The organism is Paludisphaera mucosa (genome assembly GCF_029589435.1).
Taxonomy (GTDB): Bacteria; Planctomycetota; Planctomycetia; order Isosphaerales; family Isosphaeraceae; genus Paludisphaera; species Paludisphaera mucosa.
In genome coordinates this window covers 1064533-1084466 of record NZ_JARRAG010000002.1, presented here as the reverse complement: position 1 = coordinate 1084466, position 19934 = coordinate 1064533, and the positions used below count along the sequence as shown (strand labels likewise).

The 19934-nt window shown below is 72.0% G+C and carries 16 protein-coding genes; 5 read left to right on the top strand and 11 right to left on the bottom strand.

All coding sequences use genetic code 11. The features are described 5' to 3' along the window. Nucleotides 1-48 precede the first annotated feature (48 nt). The 7 genes from PZE19_RS13950 to PZE19_RS13920 all read right to left on the bottom strand — a co-directional run bounded on the left by PZE19_RS13950 (nucleotide 49) and on the right by PZE19_RS13920 (nucleotide 9155). Nucleotides 49-2856 (bottom strand): hybrid sensor histidine kinase/response regulator, encoded by a 2808-nt coding sequence (locus PZE19_RS13950; protein WP_277861236.1) that lies wholly within the window; start codon nucleotides 2854-2856, stop codon nucleotides 49-51. Beyond that, nucleotides 2853-3635, bottom strand: coding sequence for a chemotaxis protein CheW (locus tag PZE19_RS13945; RefSeq protein WP_277861235.1), 783 nt, complete (start codon nucleotides 3633-3635; stop codon nucleotides 2853-2855). The genes PZE19_RS13950 and PZE19_RS13945 overlap by 4 nt, the downstream gene beginning before the upstream one ends. Then, nucleotides 3628-3870, bottom strand: coding sequence for a hypothetical protein (locus PZE19_RS13940; protein WP_277861234.1), 243 nt, complete (start codon nucleotides 3868-3870; stop codon nucleotides 3628-3630). Before PZE19_RS13940 ends, PZE19_RS13945 begins: the two co-directional genes overlap by 8 nt. Next, nucleotides 3870-4955 (bottom strand): CheR family methyltransferase, encoded by a 1086-nt coding sequence (locus PZE19_RS13935; protein WP_277861233.1) that lies wholly within the window; start codon nucleotides 4953-4955, stop codon nucleotides 3870-3872. Before PZE19_RS13935 ends, PZE19_RS13940 begins: the two co-directional genes overlap by 1 nt. Before the next feature lie 129 nt (nucleotides 4956-5084). After that, nucleotides 5085-5582, bottom strand: coding sequence for a chemotaxis protein CheW (locus PZE19_RS13930; protein WP_277861232.1), 498 nt, complete (start codon nucleotides 5580-5582; stop codon nucleotides 5085-5087). Between the two features lie 28 nt (nucleotides 5583-5610). Continuing rightward, the gene (locus PZE19_RS13925; protein ID WP_277861231.1) at nucleotides 5611-7683 is read right to left on the bottom strand and encodes a methyl-accepting chemotaxis protein; all 2073 of its coding nucleotides are present in this window, start codon (nucleotides 7681-7683) and stop codon (nucleotides 5611-5613) included. 68 nt (nucleotides 7684-7751) lie between these two features. Beyond that, the gene (locus PZE19_RS13920; RefSeq protein WP_277861230.1) at nucleotides 7752-9155 is read right to left on the bottom strand and encodes a transporter substrate-binding protein; all 1404 of its coding nucleotides are present in this window, start codon (nucleotides 9153-9155) and stop codon (nucleotides 7752-7754) included. A gap of 291 nt (nucleotides 9156-9446) precedes the next feature. On the opposite strand from PZE19_RS13920, the gene PZE19_RS13915 reads away from it, so the two are divergent. Further along, on the top strand, nucleotides 9447-9692 hold the full coding sequence (locus tag PZE19_RS13915) for a hypothetical protein (RefSeq protein ID WP_277861229.1): 246 nt from the start codon (nucleotides 9447-9449) through the stop codon (nucleotides 9690-9692). Beyond that, a complete protein-coding gene (locus PZE19_RS13910; RefSeq protein ID WP_277861228.1) occupies nucleotides 9689-10093 on the top strand; it encodes a type II toxin-antitoxin system death-on-curing family toxin in 405 nt (134 codons plus the stop codon). The genes PZE19_RS13915 and PZE19_RS13910 overlap by 4 nt, the downstream gene beginning before the upstream one ends. Before the next feature lie 33 nt (nucleotides 10094-10126). Here PZE19_RS13910 and PZE19_RS13905 read toward each other — a convergent pair whose 3' ends face one another. After that, the gene (locus PZE19_RS13905) at nucleotides 10127-10321 is read right to left on the bottom strand and encodes a hypothetical protein (RefSeq protein WP_277861227.1); all 195 of its coding nucleotides are present in this window, start codon (nucleotides 10319-10321) and stop codon (nucleotides 10127-10129) included. 233 nt (nucleotides 10322-10554) lie between these two features. Further along, complete coding sequence (locus tag PZE19_RS13900; protein WP_277861226.1) at nucleotides 10555-11328, bottom strand: J domain-containing protein; 774 nt, start codon at nucleotides 11326-11328, stop codon at nucleotides 10555-10557. Between the two features lie 218 nt (nucleotides 11329-11546). Between PZE19_RS13900 and PZE19_RS13895 the strand changes: the two genes are divergently transcribed. Beyond that, nucleotides 11547-13403, top strand: coding sequence for a glycoside hydrolase family 20 protein (locus PZE19_RS13895; RefSeq protein WP_277861225.1), 1857 nt, complete (start codon nucleotides 11547-11549; stop codon nucleotides 13401-13403). A 163-nt stretch (nucleotides 13404-13566) separates the two neighbouring features. Here the strand turns inward: PZE19_RS13895 and PZE19_RS13890 are convergent, their stop codons facing one another. Both PZE19_RS13890 and PZE19_RS13885 read right to left on the bottom strand, forming a co-directional pair. Continuing rightward, nucleotides 13567-14076 carry a hypothetical protein gene (locus PZE19_RS13890; protein ID WP_277861224.1) on the bottom strand — a complete coding sequence of 170 codons (510 nt, stop codon included), beginning with the start codon at nucleotides 14074-14076 and terminating at the stop codon, nucleotides 13567-13569. A gap of 314 nt (nucleotides 14077-14390) precedes the next feature. Further along, nucleotides 14391-14897, bottom strand: coding sequence for a hypothetical protein (locus PZE19_RS13885; protein WP_277861223.1), 507 nt, complete (start codon nucleotides 14895-14897; stop codon nucleotides 14391-14393). A 454-nt stretch (nucleotides 14898-15351) separates the two neighbouring features. Here PZE19_RS13885 and PZE19_RS13880 point away from each other — a divergent pair, with 454 nt between their 5' ends. Together PZE19_RS13880 and PZE19_RS13875 are read left to right on the top strand one after the other, a co-directional pair. Then, a complete protein-coding gene (locus PZE19_RS13880) occupies nucleotides 15352-17181 on the top strand; it encodes a GTPase (protein ID WP_277861222.1) in 1830 nt (609 codons plus the stop codon). 130 nt (nucleotides 17182-17311) lie between these two features. Beyond that, nucleotides 17312-19921, top strand: coding sequence for a carbohydrate binding domain-containing protein (locus tag PZE19_RS13875; protein WP_277861221.1), 2610 nt, complete (start codon nucleotides 17312-17314; stop codon nucleotides 19919-19921). The last annotated feature ends 13 nt before the right edge of the window (nucleotides 19922-19934 follow it).

The following is a 19934-nucleotide window of genomic DNA, read 5'->3' as shown; positions in this document are numbered from 1 at the left end:
GACGGCCGGATGAGGGTCACGGCGCTTCGAGGAGGCCCTCGTGAACCGTCACTCCCGCGCCTCGCCGATCAGGTCGACGACGGTGGAGAGGAAGGTCTGGTCGTGGAAGCTGCTCTTGGTGAGGTAGAAGTTGGCGCCGGCGTCGAGGCCGCGGATGCGGTCTTCCTCGCGGTCCTTGTACGAGACGATGACGACGGGGATGGTCCGCAGGCGGGGGTCCTTCTTGATGAGCGAGACCAGCTCGATGCCGTCCATGCGGGGCATGTCGACGTCGCTGACGACGAGGTCGTAGCGGCCGGTGCGCACGGTGTTCCAGCCGTCGACGCCGTCGACCGCGACGTCGACCTGGTAGCCCTGGTTCTCCAACAGCTGGCGCTCCAGCTCGCGGACGGTGATCGAGTCGTCGACCACCAGCACACGCCGGGCCCGGCGCTCGGCGGACGCGGCGGCGAGCGACTCGACGCCCAGCCGGCCCACGCGGCGGCCCCCCAGCAGGTTGTCGATCGAGCGGATCAGGTCCTCGACGTCGACGATCAGGACGGGCCAGCCGTTCTCCAGCACGGACGAGCTGTTGAGGTTGGGCACGCGGCCCAGGCGGGCGTCGAGCGGGGCGACGCGGAGGTCGCGCTCGCCCAGGAACCGGTCGACGACCACGCCGAAGCGGTGGCTGCGGTCGCTGGCGACCACGACCGGCATCCGCCCCGGGGGCCGCGGGGTCGACTCCAGCTCGAAGATCCGCGAGGCCTCGACCAGGCCCACGGGCTGGCCGTCGATCCGCATGTGCGGCTTCCCCTCCAGCTCGATCAGCTCGTCGTCGGCGACGGTCGTGATCCGGTCGATCCGGTTGAGCGGGAAGGCGAACGGCTCGCCGGCGATCTCGACGAGCAGGGCCCGGACGATCGACATCGTCAGCGGCAATTGGAGCGTGAACCGCGTCCCCCGGCCGGGGCGGCTGGAGACCCGGACGCTGCCGCGCACCGCCTGGACCATCGTCTGGACGACGTCCAGGCCGACGCCCCGGCCCGAGATCTCGGTGACCGCGTCCTTGGTCGAGAAGCCGGGCAGGAAGAGGAAGTCGAGCAGCTCGGGCTCGGTCATGCGCGCGGCCATGGGGGGGGTGGTCAGGCCCTTCTCGACGACCTTGACGCGGAGCCGCTCGACGTCGATCCCGCGGCCGTCGTCGTCGAGGACGATCTGGAGCATGCCGGCCATGTGGCGGGCCTCCAGGCGGATCGTGCCGACCGGGTCCTTGCCGGCGGCGCGGCGGTCGTCGGGGGGCTCCAGGCCGTGGTCGAGCGCGTTGCGGATCAGGTGGTTGAGCGGGGCGTCGAGGCCGTCGAGGATGTCGCGGTCGACGCCCGTGGCCTCGCCGACGACCTCGAACCGGGCCTGCTTGCCCACCTGCCGGGCGAGGTCGCGCACCAGCCGGGGGAAGCCGCGGACGCCGTCGGCCAGGGGCCGCATCCGGCTGGCCAGGACCTCGTGGTGCAGCCGGCCCGAGATGTCCTCGCCGTTGCGCGCGAACTCCTCGATCGCGTCGAGCGAGCCCGTCAGGCCCTCCTGGCACCGCGAGGCCTCGTCGCGGGCCCGGGCCAGCAGCGCGCGCTCGACGGCCCGGCCGCCGTCGGCCCCCGCGCCGGCGGCGATCCGATCCTCCAGGCCCTGGAGCATCTCCAGCAGCCCCGTCTGCCGCTTCTTGAGGGTCAGGAGGTCGTCCAAAAAGGGCCGGAACCGCCGCGTCTGCACGAGCGACTCGCCCGCCAGCCCCATCAGCCGCGAGAGGCTCTCGGCCGTCACCCGCACCACCCGGTCGGCGGCCTCGCCCGACGCCGCCGCGGCCGCGGGCTTCGCGGGCCGGGCCGGCTCGGGGGCGGGGCCCGCGACCTCCTCGACGGGGGCGGGCTCGGGCGACGAGAGGACGACGGGGGCGGGCGCGGCCGCGGGGACCGGAGCGGCCGGCACCGGGGCGGACGCGGGAGTTGCCGCGCCGGACTCGATCGCGGCGAGCGTCTCGCAGAGCGCCTCGACCTCGTCCGCCCGCGCCGATTGCCACGCCTCCAGCTCGGGCTCGGTGACGCCCGCGACGGCGGCGAGGAAGTCCACCCCGCGCAGCAGGACGTCGATCGAGCCCGCCGGCAGCGCGAGCTTGCCTTTCTGGGCCGCGACCAGCACGTCCTCCATCGAGTGCGCCACGCGCACCGCCGCGTCCAGGCCCACGACCCGCGCGGCCCCCTTGATCGAGTGCGCCGCGCGCATCAGGGGCTCGATCGCGGCGCTCGACGAATCGGACTCCAGCCCGACGAGGCCCTGCGACAGGACCGCGAGCCGCTCCTCCGCCTCCATGCGGAAGAGGTCCATCATCGAGAAACCGCTCAGGTCGTCGGCCGGCGGCTTCATGGGGGGCGGCGCGGCCTTCGGGGCGGGCGGTGCGGCGACGGCCGCGGCGGGGGTCTTGCCGGCCTCGACGTCGGCCAGGTCGGTGCACAGCGAATCGACCTCGGCGGCGTGCTCGGCCTGCCAGGCTTCCAGGTCGGCGTCCTTGACGTCGGCGACGGCGGTGAGGAAGTCCACCCCGCGCAGCAGGACGTCGATCGAGCCCGCCGGCAGCGCGAGCTTGCCTTTCTGGGCCGCGACCAGCACGTCCTCCATCGAGTGCGCCACGCGCACCGCCGCGTCCAGGCCCACGACCCGCGCGGCCCCCTTGATGGAATGCGCCGCGCGCATCAGGGGCTCGATCGCGGCGCTCGACGCGTCCGACTCCAGCCCGACGAGGCCCTGCGACAGCACGGCCAGCCGCTCCTCCGCCTCCATGCGGAAGAGGTCCATCATCGAGAAACCGCTCAGGTCGTCGCTCATTGGCCGATGCTCCGCAGGGCGGCGAAGACGCGGGCCTCGTCGAGGAATCCCACGCTGCGGTCGCGCCAGGGGATGACGGCCTGGCTGTAGCTGACGGCCGGGTTGGCGAGCGTCGAGGGGACGCCTTGCAGGGCGTTGCGCGGGAAATGCTCGACGCCGTGGATCTCGTCGGCCGCGAACGCCCAGACCTCGGAGCGCTCGCGATCGCGGAGGACGATCAGGCGCTCGCGGGCGGCGGCCCGGGTCGGGTCGTCGCCGCCCGCGGCGTGGGACGCCTGCGGGTCGGGGACGCCGAGCAGGCCGTACAGCGAGAAGCAGAGCTGGAGCTGGCCGCGGAGGTTGACCAGGCCGCGGAGCACGGCCCCGCTGCGGTGGGGGACGCGGTGGACCGGCTTGGGCAGGGCGGCCTCGACGACGGCCTGGGTGCGGAAGGCCAGCCATTCCGAGCCCAGGCGGAAGATCAGGACGCCGACGTCGTTGCGCCGGCCCTCGGCGTCGCGGCCGGAGGCGTCGGAGTCGGCCTGCTCCTCGGCGCAGAACTCCTCGTCGCTGAGCCAGCGGGTCCACTCGTCGAGGTAGCCGGGCGGGGCGGGGCGGTCGAAGAAGGCCTTGGCGGCCGCGGCGAAGACCGGGCAGTTGCGGCAGTGGACGTGCACCTTCAGCTCGGGGCAGCTCCGGTCGCCGCCGATCCCGATCCGGTTCCAGCAGTCGTCGCGCGGGCCCCCGGCGGCGTCCCCCGGCGGCGCGGCGGCGACGTCGATCGTGCGGGGCTCATTCATGCGTCGCGCCTCCCGGCGTCGGTTTCTTGTTGGTATCGGCCTGCGGGCCGCGATTCTTCAAGGCGCGCTCGGCGCGGCGGCGGAACCCGGCCGCCGCTCCGAGGTCGCCGCGACGCTCGGCGATCAGGGCCAGCGTAAGGAGCGCCTGGTCGTGCGCGGGGTCGAGGTAGATCGCCTTGTGGAAGCAGGCCTCCGCCTCGGCGCGGCGATCGGCCGCCTGGTGGATGCTCCCCATCAGGGCGTAGACCGCCGCCGAAGGCCCCGCGCGACGGGCCTCGCGCTCGCAGCAGGCCAGCGCTTGGCCGTGCCGCCCCTGGTTCGCGTGCTCCATCGCCTGTTCGAGCAGGGGCCGCGGATCCTCAGCCGGCTCGGACGGGGGGCGGGCCGGCGTCGGGACGGGGCCGGGCGGCGACCGGCGGGCGAGGCTCGGGACCGCTGGCGCGGCCAGGCGGCGGGGCGGCTCGGCGGCGGCGCGGGGAGGGCCAGCTCCAGGGGCGGCGGCGGGATCTCGCCGGGCTTCCGCCGACGGTAGGCGAACGCGCCGCGGGCGGCGGCGAGCACGAACGCCCGGCCGGCGGCCGACGCGCCCAGGGTGTCGGCGTGGCCGATCACGACGACGCCGTCGGGGGCGAGCAGCCGTTCCAGGTTGGCCTCGGCCCGGGCGCGGGCGTCCCGCGCCAGGTAGATCAGCAGGTTGCGGCAGAAGATCACGTCGTACTTCGGGACGTCGGCCAGGAGCGCGGCGTCGAGGACGTTCCCCAGGTGGAACTGGACGCGGTCGCGGACCGGCTGGAGGATCTCGAAGTTCTCGCCGCGGATCCGGAACCAGCGGGCGACGCGGTCCGGGCCCACGCCCCGCAGGGCGTTGAGCGAGTAGAGCCCGAGGCGGGCGTGCTCGAGCCGCCGGGCGCTGACGTCGACGGCGTCGATGCAGGACCGCCCCGGCCCCAGGCCGGCCTCGTCGAGCGTCACGGCGATGGAGAAGGGCTCCTCGCCCCCCGCGCAGGGGAGGCTCAGCACCCGCAGGGGCTCGCGCGCCGGCCGGGCCGTCCAGCCCTCGCGCGCCAGGCCGTGGAGGAAGGCGAACGGCAGGACGTCTCGGAAGAACCAGCTCTCCGGGACCACGACCTCGTCGATCAGGGCCTGGAGCTCGGCCTCGGACCGCGCGACCAGCTCGGCGTAGGCGGCGGGCTCGACCAGCCCCGTCGCCCGCATCCGCGCCCTCGTCGCGCGCGGCACCAGGCCCGAGCCGATGGACGCTTGATCCAGCCCCAGCCGCTCGTTCAGGATCGCGTCGAGGACGTGCCGGCCGTCGGGCATGGTGGTCGGGACCGCGACTCCTTCAGGGGGTGGGGATTGGGGCCTCATCGGAGGCCGCGTCGGGAGTCGAGACGTCCTCCAGCATACGCCCCCGAGCCTCCGGGAAGAAGGGAAGTGCGGGGCCGGGATTCAATCACGCGAGGCCGTCCCGGCGCGAGGGGTCGCCTCCAGGATCCGGTCGACGAGCAGGAACTGGACCAGGCCGCCGCCCGTCTCGACGAGGCCGCCGAGGTAGGGGGCGTCGGGGATCGACACGGGCGAAGGGGTGAGCGCGTCGGGGTCGATGGGGGCGAGGTCGTCGACGTTCTCGGCCACCAGCCCGAGCAGGGACCGCCGGGAGGGGGCCCGGGCGCGGGCGTCGGCCCCGTCGCGGGGTCGTGCCGGGGCGGGGGGCGTGCGGTCGACGAGGATGATGCGGGTGCTCAGCCGCTCGGCCGCCGCCGGCCCGCCCAGGAGAATCCCGACGTCGACCACCGAGACGACCTCGCCGCGGTATTCGAGCACGCCCGCCAGGTGCGCCGGCGCGTGCGGCAGGGGCCGCAGCCGCACCCGGGGGACGACCTCCACGACCCGCGCCGCGTCGACCGCGTAGCGCTGGCCGGCGGCCCGGAACGTCAGGAGCAGCATGGTCGGCCTCCGGTCGGGTCGGGTCGGCTCACGACGTCCGCGACGTCGGCCCGCCGTCGAGGGCGAGCGGGCCGGGGGAGTCCAGGCCGCCGACGGCGAACCGCGAGACCTCCTCCTTCAGGCCGCCGACGGCCTCGCGGAGGTGGTCGGTGGCGCTGTTGAACTCGCGGATGGAGGTCGTGGTCTGGCCGGCGACCTCGCTGAGGCGGAGCATGGCCTCGCGGATCTGGTCGGCGCCCTGGGACTGCACCCGCATCCCCTCGGTCACCTGCTCGAAGCGCTCGTCGAGGCCCTGGACGCCGGCGATGATCGCGCCCAGCTGGCCGCCGATCTGCTGGACCTCGGACACCACGGCGCGGACCTGCTCGCTGAACTTGTCCATCTCCATCACGCCGGCCGAGACGCTGTACTGCATCTCCTTGACCATCCGCTCGATGTCGAGCGTGGCGACGGCCGTCTGGTCGGCCAGGCGGCGGATCTCGCGGGCGACCACCAGGAAGCCCAGGCCGTACTCGCCCGCCTTCTCGGCCTCGATCGCGGCGTTGATCGACAGCAGGTTGGTCTGGTCGGCGACCTTGGTGATCGTGGTCACGACCATGTTGATGTTCGCCGCCCGCTCGCTGATCACCGACAGCTTCGAGCTGATCGAGCCGGTCGACTCGGCGAGCTGGCGCATCGTCCGGTCCATGCCCGTCAGGCTGTTCCGCCCCGTCGCCGCCTGCTGCGCCGTCTGGCGGACCACGACGTTGACCTCGTTCATGGTCTTGAGCAGCTCCTGGCTCGTGGCCGAGATCTCGTTCACGGCCGCGGCGGCCTCGTTGGTCGAGGCCCCGTACTCGTAGACCGACTGCTCCTGCTGCTTGGAGGTCGCCGAGATCTCGGTGGCGGTGGAGAGCAGGGCGATGCTCGACTTCTGGATCCGGCCGATCAGCGAGCGGAGGTCGAAGGTCATCTTGCGGATCGCCGTCAGCAGCAGCCCGACCTCGCCCGGCGCGGCCTCCTGGCACGACGCGGTCAGGTCGCCGGCCGCCACGCGGTCGGCCAGCATGGCCGCCTGGCGGATCGGCCGGGTGATCGACCGCGCCAGCGTCCAGGCCGTGAAGGCGACCACGGCCGCCGTCGCCGCCAGCAGGAGCCCGACCACCCAGCGCTGCCGGTCGATCAGCGCGAACGCCTCGGCCCGGTCCTGCTTGACGTTGAGCCCCCAGCGGAAGGCGGGGATGTACGACCAGGAGGCGATCGCCGGCTCGCCCCGGTAGTCGATCACCGGGCCATAGCCGTGCATCCCCAAAACGGCCCGCTGGACCGCCTGCGAAAGGCCGCCCCCCATCTGGATCCGACGCCGGAAGGCGGCGTCGGGGTCGTGCCGCAGCGGCGCGATGAACGTGACCTCGCCCCCCTTCAGCATGCCGACGAGCGCCTCGCCGGTCTCGCCCAGGCCGCTGTAGTCCTGGAAGGTCCGGTAGATCTCCTGATTCCCCACCTGCAGCACCACCAGGCCGATGAGGACGCCCTCCTTGAGCACCGGCTGCGCCATGAACAGGGCCGGGGCGGGCAGGCCGGGGTAGGCCTGGAAGTCCGAGACCACCCCCTGCAAGAGCGTCCGGCCGCGGAGGAAGACCTGGGCCAGCTCGCTGTCGCGCAGGGGCCCGGTCAGGAGGCCCGGGCCCAGCTCCAGGCCGCCCTCCAGCCGGTGCAGGAGCCGGCCGCCGACGTCGAACATGTAGACGTTCTCGTACCCGTAGGTCTCGCAGAAGAGCCGCAGCCCCCCCTCGGCTCGCTTCGCGACGGCGGCCGCGGCCGCGGCGTCGTTCGAGTCGAGGGCGCGGGTCAGGTCCTGCACGGCGGTCTGGGTCGTGGCGATCTGGCCCAGCACCGCCAGGTTCCCCAGACGCTCGCGGATGAAGTTGTTCAGCTCCAGCGACTTCGAAGCCGAGATCGCCCTGAGCTGGCTGCGCAGGCTCCTCTCCAGCGACTGCGTCGACAGCCGGTTGGTCAGGAACGTGAGCAGGATGCAGGGGATCAGCGAGATCGCGAGGAAGCTGAGCATCAGCCGGGTCGCGATGCCGAGCCGCGAGAGGAAGGACCGGAGCTTAGTCATGGGCGGCGTTCCAGCATCAGGATCGGGCCGTGGGTTCGGGGGTCTCTTCCGCGCCGGGTCGGCGACGCTCAGCGCACGGCGGGCCGGGGCGTCGCCGCCGACCGGACGGCCGGCGGGGCCGACGATCGGACCGCGCCCCGGGGCCCCCAGACCACCGGGGGCGTCGCGGTCGGCGTCGGCCGCGCCGAGGTCGGGTTCGCGGGCGGCGCGGCCGCGGGCTCGTCGATCCCGGGCTTGCCGGTGGCCCTCCACCGGGCGAGCGCGGCCTGCCAGACGGCCCGGCTCCGGAAGACCGGGTAGGAGACGGGCCGGACCGCCTTGGGCAGATTCCAGACGACGTCGAACTGGCCGTCCTTGCGGATCTTGCCCACCTGGATCGGCCGCCAGACGTGCAACATGTCGTGATCGACCGAGAAGACCCCCACGCCCGACTGGACGCTCTGGCGGGAAAGCTGCTCCCGGACCTCCACCGACTCGACCGAGTCCGCCTCCTCCACCGCCTGGGCCCAGAGCCTGACGGCGTAGTACGCCGAGGCCGCCGGGTCGCTCACGGTCCGGTCGCTCTTGTACTTCGCCTTGAACCGCTCGACGAGCCGACGGTTCACGTCGTCGTCGACCGACTGGAAGTAGGCCCAGGCCGCGTAGTGTCCCGTCGTCTCCTCGGGGGGGAGCCGCCGCAGGTCGTCCTCGGAGACCCGCAGGCAGACCACCGGCAGCGTCTCGGCCGTCAGGCCGGCCGCCGTCATCTGGTTGAAGAACGCCTTGTTGGCGTCGCCCACGACCGAGCTGATCACCACGTCCGCCCCCGACGCCTTCGCCGCCGCGACCAGCTCGTCCATCCCCGAGCCGTCGAGCCCCACGAACGCCTCGCCGGCGACCGACCCGCCCACGGCCTTCAACTGGTCGCGGACGACCGCGTGGATCGCATACGAGGAGACGTCGGAGATCCCGGCCAGGAAGAACTTCTTCGCCTTGAGCGTCTCCAGGCACCACGACACCGCCGGCACCGCCTGCTGGTTCGGCATCGGCCCGGTGCCGATGATGTCGCTGGAGACCTCCATCCCCTCGTAGGCCGTCGCGAAGAAGACCATCCGCTTGGCGGTCGCCGCCGACTGCTCCATCGCCCGCCGGCAGGCCGCCGTGGCGCTGCCGAACAGCACGCTCGCCTTCTCGACCTCGATCAGCCGCCTGGCCTCCTGGCCGAAGACCACGGGGTCGGAGCGGCCGTCGGCGACCACCCACGTCAGCCGGCGGCCGAGCAGGCCCCCGGCCTGGTTGATCTCCTCCAGGGCCAGGATCTCCGCGTCCAGCATCGGGCCCTCGACGACCTCGAGCGGGCCGGTCCGCGAGTGGATCAGGCCCACCACGATCTGCTCCTCCACGCCCTGGATCAGCCGAGGCCCCCAGTAGACGGCCCCCGCCGCGAGCAACGCCGCGCCCAGCAACCCGAGCCCCCAACGCCCCATCGCCATGACCCCCGCAACCGGCCTCGATCCCAACGGTCGACGTCCCGGCTTCAGCCCGCGTCGCTTGGATTATAGCCCACCGCCGCCCTCACCACCTTGCCCGAAGCCGCAATCTCAACCCGTTTTCGCGTTGCAACGGATTCAGCCGGAACCCCCCAGGCTCCAAACTCGTCTTGTTCCGAAAACTCGGCCCGCCGACGGCTCCTTGATGAACCTTCTCGGCTCGACGACGATCGGAACTCCAGGGCGACCAGGGATCATCGAGATGGCACGCGGCCGACGGGGGAGGAGGCGGGGATGATCAAGACGTTGCAGGCGATCGGCGACGACTGCGGGCTGGTCCTCGACGGCCTCCTGCTGAGCCGTCTCAACCTGAGGGTCGGCTCGCTCGTCGAGATCGATGTCACCGCCGACGGAAAGGGCCTGCTGCTCACCCCCGTCGAAGGTCCCGGCGCGGAGGACGCCCACCGCGCCCGGGTCCGCGAGGCATCTTTGCGCGCCATCGAACGGCACGGGACCGCATTCAGGAGGCTGGCGGAATGAACTTCGTCTTCCTCGACGTCGACGACGGGATCCAGCTCCACGCCGATCAGGTCGCGGCCTTCGGGGGGTCGAACGGGATTCGCGACCGGAACCTGCTCGCCTCGGCCGCCGCGCAGCCGTCCGCCACCTTCGGCGGGTCCTACCTGCACGAAGACCTGTTCGCGATGGCTTCGGCTTATTTGTTCCACATGGTCATGAACCATCCGTTCGTCGACGGCAACAAGCGGGCCGGCCTGGCCGCCGCCGTCGTCTTCCTGGACCTCAACGGCGTCGTGCTGGACGCGTCGACCACCGATCGTCTCTACGAGATCACGATGGCCGTGGCCGAAGGCCGGATGTTGAAGGCCAAGCTCGCCGAAGCGCTCCACGGCCTGGCCTGCAGCCCTTCGCTGCAAGGCTGACGGGGTCCCGTCCCAGGGACGTTCGCGACGACTTCAAAAGCGAGTCGTGTCTACCGCGGCCCGGAGGCGGGCGTCGATCGCGGAAGCGTTCGCCGATAGGACCTTCACGGTCACGCTCGTCACCGGGGAGATATACGTGCTGCCGGCCCTCCCCGGACCTTCGACCACCCCGACGTTCGCAGGGTTCATCTCGACGGCCGCGGTGGCCTCCCTGACGATCTCGTCCACGGATCTCGCCCCGATGCTCGACCGGTTCGTCTCCGGCCCGACCGCCGGCGTGGTCCCGGAATCCGCTTCGATCGTGTCGGCCGTGATCGCCGCGGTGGGGATGGTCGGGACGGTCCGCCTCCGTCGTCGCCGCCCGGCCTGCAGCCGCGGCCGCGGCTCGCCGGCCACGGGATCGCGCTCGGGTCGACGCCCCCGCCGGTCCCGACGTCGGGGGTGGGCTCGATCCGCCGACCTCACCCCGCCCAGCTCGCGGGGATGATCTCGTCGCGGGTCTGGAGGTGGACGCTCAGGTCGTGCTTCTTGAGGCCGTCGCGGAGGGCGAGGAAGCCGGACTGGGCGGCGACGACGTCGGGGAAGCTGAGCCAGCCGACGAACTGGCCGTCCTCGATCCGCGAGCGCACGGCCAGGGCCGCCCCCTGCCGGGTCTCGTTGAAGGCGTCGATGACGTGGTGGAGCGTCTCGCCGAGGTTGGCGTATTCGGCCGTCCGGGCGACCAGCGAGCGGCGGGGCCACGAGACCACCATGCAGACGCTGAGCGTGGCGCCGTCGCCGTCCTCGGCCGGGGCCCGCCGCGCGGCGTCGGCCGTTTCGGCCATCTCGAAGCGGATCCAGATCAGCTCGATCTCGACCGCCTGGAAGATCCCCGGCGCGTCGGCCCGGGGGGGTTCCGGGGGGGCGGACGCCGATTCGGGGGCTTCGGCCGTCGCCGTCGCGGCGGCGCCGCCGCCGCCGAACGGGAACCGGCCCTGGTTGAAGAACCCCGAGGCCGCCGGCCGCATCCAGGGCGGGGGCTCGGTCGGGGCCGGGGCCCCTTGCGGGCCGCCGTCGGCCGTGGACTTCAGCACCTCGTAGGCGCGCACGACCATCCGGAAGGCCCACTCGTCGCCGCCGAGGTCGGGGTGGTGCTTCTTCGATTTCTCGCGGAACGCGTCGCGGACCTCGTCCGGAGACGCCTCGGCCGAGACGCCCAACACCGCGCGGGGGTCGAACGGGAAATGGTGGAGCATGAGACCCTTCATCCTGGACTCGATCCGTCGACGGACGAGCGATGCGACGTCATCGATCATCCGCAATCCCTACGCCATTCCTTCGCGGACGTGCCCCGAATCTTCTCGGGGACGTCTCCCGCCGCACCCATGATCGTCGCGCCCGGCGACGCTATCCTGCAAGTCGACGCCCACCGCTCGGGGACGTCTCACCGGGTCTTCAGGGGAGGATTTCCGCCATGTGGAGCGACCAGCAAGGCCGACGAACCGCGTATTTGGGGCCGATGCTCGCCCTCGCGATCGTCGCGCAGGCCCCCTCGTCGGCGAGGGCGGGCGTGAAGGCGGCCGACGTCGCCTCGTGGCCGATCGTCGTCGCGGCCGACGCCCCGCCCGGCGAAAAGCGGGCGGCCCGCGAGTTGGGCGACGCGTTCGCCGAGGCGGTCGGCAAGCGTCCCGAGGTCGTGGCCGACCGCCCGGCGGGGCCGGCGGTCGTGATCGGCAAGGCGTCGGGGCTGAAGACCGAGGGCCTCGGCGACGAAGGCTTCACGATCCGGGTCGGCGCCGACCGGGTCGCCATCGCCGGCGGATCCCCGCGCGGGACGCTCTACGGCGTCTATTCCTTCCTGGAGGACGAGTACGGCGTTCGCTACCTGACCGCCGACGCCACGAGCGTCCCCAGGGTCGACCCGGCCGCGACGCTGGCCGACGGCGAGCGGACGTTCCGGCCCCGGTTCGCCTGGCGCCACTCGTACTACCGGGCCAACCAGGACCATCCCGAGCTGGCCGCCCGCCTGCGCGACAACGCCGTCGTCGACGCCCCCGAGCTGGGGGGCCGGTCGCCCTGGTCGTTGATCTCGCACACGGTCTACCAGTGGGTGCCGGTCGCCAAGTTGGGCAAGACGAACCCCGAGCTGTTCAGCCTCGTCGAGGGCAGGCGGCGGGCGTTCATGGCCGACGACCAGTTCGACCAGGGGGGGACGCAGCCCTGTTTCTCCAACCCCGAGGTCCGCAGGCGGATCATCGACGGCGTCCTCGCCGAGCTGGCGAGCAAGGGCCAGACGGACGGCGTCGTCTCCATCAGCCAGAACGACAACCAGCAGTACTGCCGATGCCCCGCCTGCGCGGCGATCGACGACCGCGAAGGCTCGCACATGGGCTCGCTGCTGGCCCTGCTCAACGAGGCGGGCGAGGCCGTCGCGAAGGTCCGGCCGGGGGTCTGCGTGGGGACGCTCGCCTACCAGCACACCCGCCAGCCGACCAGGACCCTCAAGCCCGGCCCGAACGTCGCGATCCAGCTCTGCAGCATCGAGGCCTGCCAGGTCCACCCGCTCAACGACCCCGCCTGCGAGCGCAACCAGAGCTTCTGCCGCGACCTCGACGGCTGGTGCAAGATCAGCGACAAGGTCTACGTCTGGAACTACAACGTCGACTTCACCAGCTACAACCTGCCCTGCCCGAACATCGAGATCATCGGGGCGAACGTCAAATACCTGGCGTCGAACGGGGTCAGGGGCGTGTTCATGCAGGCGGCGGGCGACGGCCGCAACACCGAACTCTGCGACCTGCGCAATCATCTGATCTCGCGGCTGCTCTGGGATCCGAGCGTCGACGACCGGCGGGTGATCGACGAGTTCGCGGCCCGCTACTACGGCGCGGCGGCCGACGACGTGAAGGCGTACCTGAAGCTGATCGCCGAGACGCCCCGCAAGAAGGGCGTGCACCACCACTGCTTCGGCACCGCCGCCGACTACGGGTACGACGACTCCACCGGCCGCGAGGCGCTCGCGCTGCTCGAGCGCGGGATGGCCAGGGCTGAATCCCCCGCGATCCGCGACCGGGTCGAGAAGCTGACCGTCGGCCCCCGCACGATCCTGCTGGAGCCGTTCGCCCGCTGGGTGCGCGGCCACCAGGGCGAGATCGCCGCCGGCCGCCTCAAGGAAGCCCCGCCGGAAGCCTACCGGGGGATGGAAGCCGAACTCCGCGAGCTGTTCCGGCTCTACGAGCGCCACGGCGTCGACCGCTACTCCGAGGGCCTGCCCGCCGCGGCCCTGAAGGCGACCTTGCCGGCCTCGCTGTTCGCGACGCCGGCCCCGTGACGGGCGGGCCGGCCGGTCGGCGCGCGAGGCGACCTTGCCGGCCTCGCTGTTCGCGACGCCGGCCCCGTGACGGGCGGCCCGGCCGGTCGGCGCGCGAGGTGAACCGGGGCGGGCCAGGCGGCCCGCCCCGGTTTCGTCCGCGACTTCGCGCACGGCGGGCCGCTCAGCCGAGGAGGCGCTGGTTGAAGATCGCGGCGTTGCGGCCGTAGATGTCGGCGTCGGAGAAGTAGTGGCCCGACGACTTGTGGATGGCCGCCTCGCCGTTGAGCACCTTGGAGCTCAGGTAGCTCACCAGCGTCGAGCGGATGTCGGAGTAGAGCTGGCGGGATTCCGCCGGGCTGTAGAACTGCGTCGAATCCTGGATGTAGCTCACCAGGCCGTCCTGGCGGGCGTACGGCAGACGGCCGAGCTGCTGGGCGAGCTGGCCGTTGAGGCGGTCGTAGTTCGCCTGCACGCCCCGAGTCCGGCCGAACTGCTGCGTCGCCTTGTTGATGTTCACCAAAACGTTGTTGTAGGTCTTCGTCGTGAGGATCGCCTCGGGGGGCACATAGGTGCGGTCGCCGCCGGGCAGGTTCACCACGATCCCGCCCGCGTGGTGGGCGCCGTTCAGCACCATGCGGTCTTCCAGACGGCCGTCGAGCGCCGGGACGAAAGCGTGCTTCTTCGTCTTCATCGAAAGCAACTCCTGAGTTGTCCAACAAGTCGGCTTCGGGTGCCCGGCGGCGAGGCGTCGCACGCCCGGTCCAACACCCATGTCGCACAATTCCGCCAGACCCCCCAATGTGAATCGAGCGAAACGACGTAGAGGAAAACGGACCCAGATCGAAAACATTACAATTAAATAAATTTTATGTCACAGCGAAGGAATGTACGAATGAATTCGGAACAAACTTGCGAGAGGCGACCGGACGCGTCGCGCAACGAAAAGACCGACGCGAATCGGGCTCGCGCCGGTCTCGTGAGGGTTCCGGATCCGGTGGGATCGACTCAGCCCAGCTGGCTCTGGTTGAAGATCGCGCCGTTGGGGCCGTAGATGTCGGCGTCGGAGAAGTAATGGCCCGGCGACTTGCGGATGGCGGCCTCGCCGTTGAGCACCTTGAAGCTCAGGTAGCTGACGACCGTCGAGCGGACGTCGGAGTAGAGCTGCTTGCTCTCGTTCGTCCCGTAGAACTGCAGCGAGCTGTTGACGTAGTCGATCAGGCCGTCCTGGCGGGCGGAGGGCAGGCGGCCGAGCTGGGCGCCGATTTGCGCGCCGAGGCGGTCGTAGTTCGCCTGCGCGCCCGGCGTCCGGCTGAACTGCTGGGTCGCCTTATGGATGTTCACCAGGACGCTGTTGTAGGTGCGGGTCGTCAAGATCGCCGCCGGGGGCACGTACGTCTGCTCGCCGCCGGGGAGGGTCACCACGATCCCGGACGCATGGGCGCCGTTCAGGACGAGGCGGTCTTCGAGGCGTCCGTCGAGCGCCGGCGTGAACGCATGCTTCTTGGTCTTCATCGGATGCTGCTCCTGAGCTGTCGGACAAGGATCGGGCTGGCCGACCTGCGACCATGATCTCAAACGTCGTGTTGCGATCCTTGAGCTAGATGTACCGGACCGCCCATTCGCTAGAGTCATGCCAAGCCCGCGTAAACCCGCGATAACCCCTAGCTTAAAAGTCGCGGATCGCCCCAGAATACCACCGCCGTGGCGAAACGGAAGGACCTTGCAGCAAATCACGCAAGAACAGCGCAATCACGCCAGTCGATATCTACCGTCGACGCGATTGATCCCGAAGGACCTGAGAGCCCATCTGCGCAGTCCTGGGAAGGGCGGGGATCCAGGTCGAGCGAAGGTGATGCGGGCCGGCCGATGTCCTGAGTCGTCGACTCCTTTATAATGGAACGCTCGCGAGGACCGCCGATCGGAGAGGACCGGGACGCCGCCGAGGGCGGGGGAGCATTCGACCTTGATGGAATACTCGACCTGGTCGCGTCGGGTCGTCGACCTGGCCGCGGCGCTGTCGCGATTGGAGTCGGAGGCCGAGGCCGCGGGCGTGCCGCCGTCCGCGGACGACGCCTGGCATGCGAACCTCTATCAGAAGCTGGTGCCCCAGGCGTCCGACGCCCCCTACCTGATCGTGGCGGTGGCCGGCGGGGCGAACATGGGCAAGAGCACCCTGTTCAACCACCTGGTCGGCTTCCCCGCCAGCCGGGTCCACCACAACGCGGCCGAGACCAAGCACCCCGTCGCCATGCTCCCCCGGGGGTTCGCCGACCGCCACGACCTGGCCCGGGTCTTCCCCGGCTTCACGCTCCAGCCCTGGACGTCCGAGGACGACGCCGTCGCCGAGGGCGTCGCCGACGGCCTCGTCTACCGCGAGGATCCGTCGGGCGGGCAGCCGGCCAACCTCGTGCTGCTCGACACGCCCGACGTCGACGCCGCCCTGCCCAACAACTGGAAGCTCGCCGAGGCGATCACCCACGCCGCCGACGTGGTCGTCGCGCTCTTGACCCAGCAGAAGTACAACGACGAGAAGATCCGCCGCTTCTTCCGGATCGCCGCCGAGGCCGACAAGGCCGTGCTGGCGGTCGTCAACATGGTCGAGTGGCCCGAGGACCGCGACCACTGCCGGGGCTGGCTCGACACCTTCCGCAAGGGGACCGGCGCCAGCCCGCTGCACGCCTACGCCGTCCCCCGCGACCGCGTCGCCGCCCGCGACAACCGGCTGACGTTCCATCCCCTCTCGCCCCGCGCCACCGACCCCCGGGCCGACCTCGCCGAGCTGCAGTTCGCCGACATCAAGATCCGCTCGCTCCGCGGCGCGCTCCGCCAGGCGCTCGACCCCGACGAGGGGATCCCGGCCTACCTCCGCGACCTGGAGCGGAAGGCCGACGAAAACCGCCAGGCCCGCGCCGTGATCCACCAGAAGGTGCAGGTCAAGATCGACCTGCCGCGCCCCCCCGGCCACATCGTGGGCGACGAGATCTGGCGCTGGCTGGAGCCCCGGCGAACGTGGTTCGACCGCAAGGTCCACGGCGCCTACGGCGCGCTCGGCCGCACGGTGGCGAAGTGGCTCCCCGGGGCCGTCGAGCCGGCCGAGGACGAGGCCCGGTTCCTCGCCGAGGAGAAGACCCAGCTCAACCGGGCGCTCGAGACCATCTACAACGACCTGGAGCAGGTCCACCGCGTCGGCGCCCCGGCGCTGCGGCGGGAGCTGCAGCCCCTGATCGCCGGCGACCAGCGGCGGCGGGCCTTCGACGAGCTGCAGCGCCGCCTCGACGCCGCGCCCCTGGCCACCGAGTCGTACCGCCGGGTCATCGCCGGCCGGCTGGAGTCGTTCGAGGGCCAGCACCCCAGGACGATGCGCGCGATCGAGTGGGGCCTGGTGGCCACGGCCATCGCCCGGCCGGCCCTGACGATCGGCATGTTCGGCGCGGCCGACATCGCGGCGGGCCCGCTGTTCAACGTCGGGGCGCACTCGATCGGCCAGGTCTTCTTCGACGTCGCCGCCGGCTCCGCCCTGACCGCCGGCGGCGAGGGGGCCTTCGCGCGGATGAGCGGCCCCGCGCGGGCCCTGATCGGCGACCTCTTCGCCGCCTTCTACCGCGAGCGCGCCGCGCTGCTCGCCCGGGTCATCGACGACTGCGTCGTCGGCCGCCACCTCGACCGCATCGAACGCCTCGCCGACCTCGGCGCCGGCCCCGACTTCCAGGCCGCCTACAAGCTCGCCGCCGAGCTCTCCCGCGAGCTGGCCGCCTTCGACGAGCCGGCCGCCCTCGCCACGGCGCGCGGGGGTTGATTCCGCCCGCGGATTCGGGTCGACTCGGGGCGGGTCGATGCGCACCCCGCCCAGACCGACGCCCGCCCCGCGCGACGCCCGCGCCCCGGGCCGACGGTCGGTCGCCAGGAAGCGCAACCGAGGTCCGATCATGAGTCGAGCGATGTCACGGACGGCCGCGGCCGTCGCCGCGCTGGTGCTGGCGTTCGGGGCGGCGACCGCCCCCCGCGCCCAGGAGTCCGCCCCGCCCCCGCCGCCGATGAAGGCCGGCGACGGCCTCTTCCCGTTCGTCCTCCCCTGGGACGACGCCTCGCCCGGGGTCGTCGACGTCTCCGGCCTGCTGCCGCGCCCCGCCGGCAAGGCCGGTACGATCCGCGTCGAGGGGGGCCATTTCTACGCGGGTCGCGACCGCATCCGCTTCCTGGGCGTCAACCTCTGCTTCGGCGCCGACTTCCCGACCCACGAGGCGGCCGAGAAGGTCGCCGCCCGCATGGCCAGGTTCGGGATCAACTGCGTCCGCTTCCACCACATGGACACGTCGGTCGCGCCCGACGGCCTGGTGAAGGCCGACCGCAAGACCCTCGACCCCGAGCGGCTCGATCGCCTCGACTACCTGATCGCCCGGCTCAAGGAGCGCGGGATCTACGCGAACCTGAACCTGCACGTCGGCCGCAAGTACCCCGACCGCCCCGATTGGCCCGGGGCGCCGGGCTACTTCAAGGGCGTCGACAACTTCGACGCGGCGATGATCCGCGACCAGAAGGACTACGCCGTCGCGCTGCTGAGGCACGTCAACCCGTACACGAAGGCCGCCTACGCCGACGAGCCCGCCGTCGCGATCGTCGAGATCAACAACGAGAACGCCCTGTTCAACGAGTGGTCCGGCGACGGCCTCGAAGCCATGACCGACCCGTACTCGTCCGACCTGCAGCGGCGCTGGAACGCCTTCCTGACGAGCAAGTACAAGACCGACGCCGCCATGCGCAAGGCCTGGTCCGTCCGAGAAGTCCCGCGGGGCCGCGAGATGCTGAAGAACGGCTCGTTCGGCCGCGGCGACGAGGGCTGGGCCTTCGAGCAGCACAGCGGCAAGGCGCGGCACGAGGTCGCCGGCGGCCGGCTGACGCTGACCGTCGAGGAGCCGGCGGAGCAGTCGTGGCACATCCAGTTCAACCAGCCGGGGCTCCACCTCAAGGCCGACACGCCCTACACGCTCCGCTTCCGCGCCCGCGCGAGTGAGCCGGTGCGGCTCGCCCTCAACGCGATGCAGGCCCACGCCCCGTGGAAGCCGCTCTGGAACGTCCAGCAAGAGCTGACGACCGAGTGGAAGGACGTGGAGCTGGTCTTCCGCGCGGCCGAGGCGGACGAGAACGGGCGGGTCACGTTCTCGGGCGTCGGCGACAAGAAGGTCGCGCTGGAGGTCGACGACGTCTCGCTCGCCCCCGGCGGCGTCATGGGCCTGCGCCACGGCGAGGCGCTCGGCAAGATCCCCTGGTTCCGCCACCGCGAGTTCGGCGTCCGCACGCCCGAGGCCCAGGCCGACTGGATCCGCTTCCTCTGGGAGCTGGAGGACGAGTACTGGTCGGGGATGTCCAGGTTCGTGAAGGAAGGCCTGGGCGTGAAGTGCGTCGTCATCGGCACGCAGATGGGCTGGAGCCCGGCCCCGGTGCAGGCCAGGCTCGACGCGATCGACTCGCACTCTTACTGGCAGCACCCCCACTTCCCCCGCCGGCCCTGGGACGAGAACGACTGGACCATCGAGAACATCCCCATGGCCGGCCGGCCCGACGGCGGCACGCTGCCGCGCCTGGGCCTCTCGCGGGTCGTGGGCAAGCCGTTCCTCTGCACCGAGTACAACCACGCCGCGCCCAACACCTACGGCGCCGAGGGGGCGCTGCTGCTGGCCGCCTACGCGGCCCGGCAGGACTGGGACGCGATCTTCCTCTTCGCCTACAGCCACCGCGGCGGCGACGACTGGGGGCCCGGCAAGATCACCAGCTTCTTCGACATCGACCAGCACCCGGCCAAGATGGCGACCCTGCCGGCCGCCGCCGCGATCTTCCTCCGCGGCGACGTCCCCCGCGCCGCGAAGACGGCCATCGCTCGGCCCAAGCCCGCCGACTGGATCGAGGCCGGTCGGCTCCGGGGCGCGTGGGGCCTCGGCGGCGAGGCGTTCGGGCTGACGACGCAGCAGGCCCTGACGCACTACGTCGGGGTCGCGCTCGACGACGCCGCGCCCGCCCGATCGCCCGACCTCGACGAGCCCGGCGCGTTCGCCTGGACGCCCGGCCCCGACGCGAAGACGGGGCGGGTCACGATCGACGCCCGCCGCTCCAAGGCCCTGATCGGCTCGACGAAGGCCGGCCCGGCCCGCCTGGGCGAGGTGACCATCGACGCCAAGTCCAACCGCCAGGACTGGGCCGCGATCACCCTGACGGCGATCGACGGGCCGGACTTCCGCTCCCCCGGCCGGATCCTGCTGACCGCGACCGGCGACGCCGGCAACGTCGGCATGAAGTGGCGTGACGCCGCCCGCACGACCCTCGGCCGCGACTGGGGCGACGGCCCCTCGCTCGTCGAGGGGATCCCCGCCGACGTCACGCTCCCCGCCCCCGCCGCCAAGGTCTCGGCCTGGCCGCTCGACGAGCGGGGCCGACGCCGCGGCGACGCCCCGCTGAAAGTCGAGGCGGCCGGCGACGGCTGCCGAATCTCGATCGGCCCCGGCTCGAAGACCCTCTGGTACGAGATCGAGGTCGCCCGATAGATCCGAACCGCCC

Coding starts and splice junctions, on each gene's coding strand:
- PZE19_RS13925 (WP_277861231.1), bottom strand. CDS start 7,683: ATGACTAAGCTCCGGTCCTTCCTCTCGCGGCTCGGCATCGCGACCCGG.
- PZE19_RS13935 (WP_277861233.1), bottom strand. CDS start 4,955: ATGCCCGACGGCCGGCACGTCCTCGACGCGATCCTGAACGAGCGGCTG.
- PZE19_RS13930 (WP_277861232.1), bottom strand. CDS start 5,582: ATGCTGCTCCTGACGTTCCGGGCCGCCGGCCAGCGCTACGCGGTCGAC.
- PZE19_RS13875 (WP_277861221.1), top strand. CDS start 17,312: ATGAGTCGAGCGATGTCACGGACGGCCGCGGCCGTCGCCGCGCTGGTG.
- PZE19_RS13915 (WP_277861229.1), top strand. CDS start 9,447: ATGATCAAGACGTTGCAGGCGATCGGCGACGACTGCGGGCTGGTCCTC.
- PZE19_RS13950 (WP_277861236.1), bottom strand. CDS start 2,856: ATGAGCGACGACCTGAGCGGTTTCTCGATGATGGACCTCTTCCGCATG.
- PZE19_RS13910 (WP_277861228.1), top strand. CDS start 9,689: ATGAACTTCGTCTTCCTCGACGTCGACGACGGGATCCAGCTCCACGCC.
- PZE19_RS13900 (WP_277861226.1), bottom strand. CDS start 11,328: ATGCTCCACCATTTCCCGTTCGACCCCCGCGCGGTGTTGGGCGTCTCG.
- PZE19_RS13920 (WP_277861230.1), bottom strand. CDS start 9,155: ATGGCGATGGGGCGTTGGGGGCTCGGGTTGCTGGGCGCGGCGTTGCTC.
- PZE19_RS13945 (WP_277861235.1), bottom strand. CDS start 3,635: ATGAATGAGCCCCGCACGATCGACGTCGCCGCCGCGCCGCCGGGGGAC.
- PZE19_RS13890 (WP_277861224.1), bottom strand. CDS start 14,076: ATGAAGACGAAGAAGCACGCTTTCGTCCCGGCGCTCGACGGCCGTCTG.
- PZE19_RS13940 (WP_277861234.1), bottom strand. CDS start 3,870: ATGGGGAGCATCCACCAGGCGGCCGATCGCCGCGCCGAGGCGGAGGCC.
- PZE19_RS13880 (WP_277861222.1), top strand. CDS start 15,352: ATGGAATACTCGACCTGGTCGCGTCGGGTCGTCGACCTGGCCGCGGCG.
- PZE19_RS13895 (WP_277861225.1), top strand. CDS start 11,547: ATGTGGAGCGACCAGCAAGGCCGACGAACCGCGTATTTGGGGCCGATG.
- PZE19_RS13885 (WP_277861223.1), bottom strand. CDS start 14,897: ATGAAGACCAAGAAGCATGCGTTCACGCCGGCGCTCGACGGACGCCTC.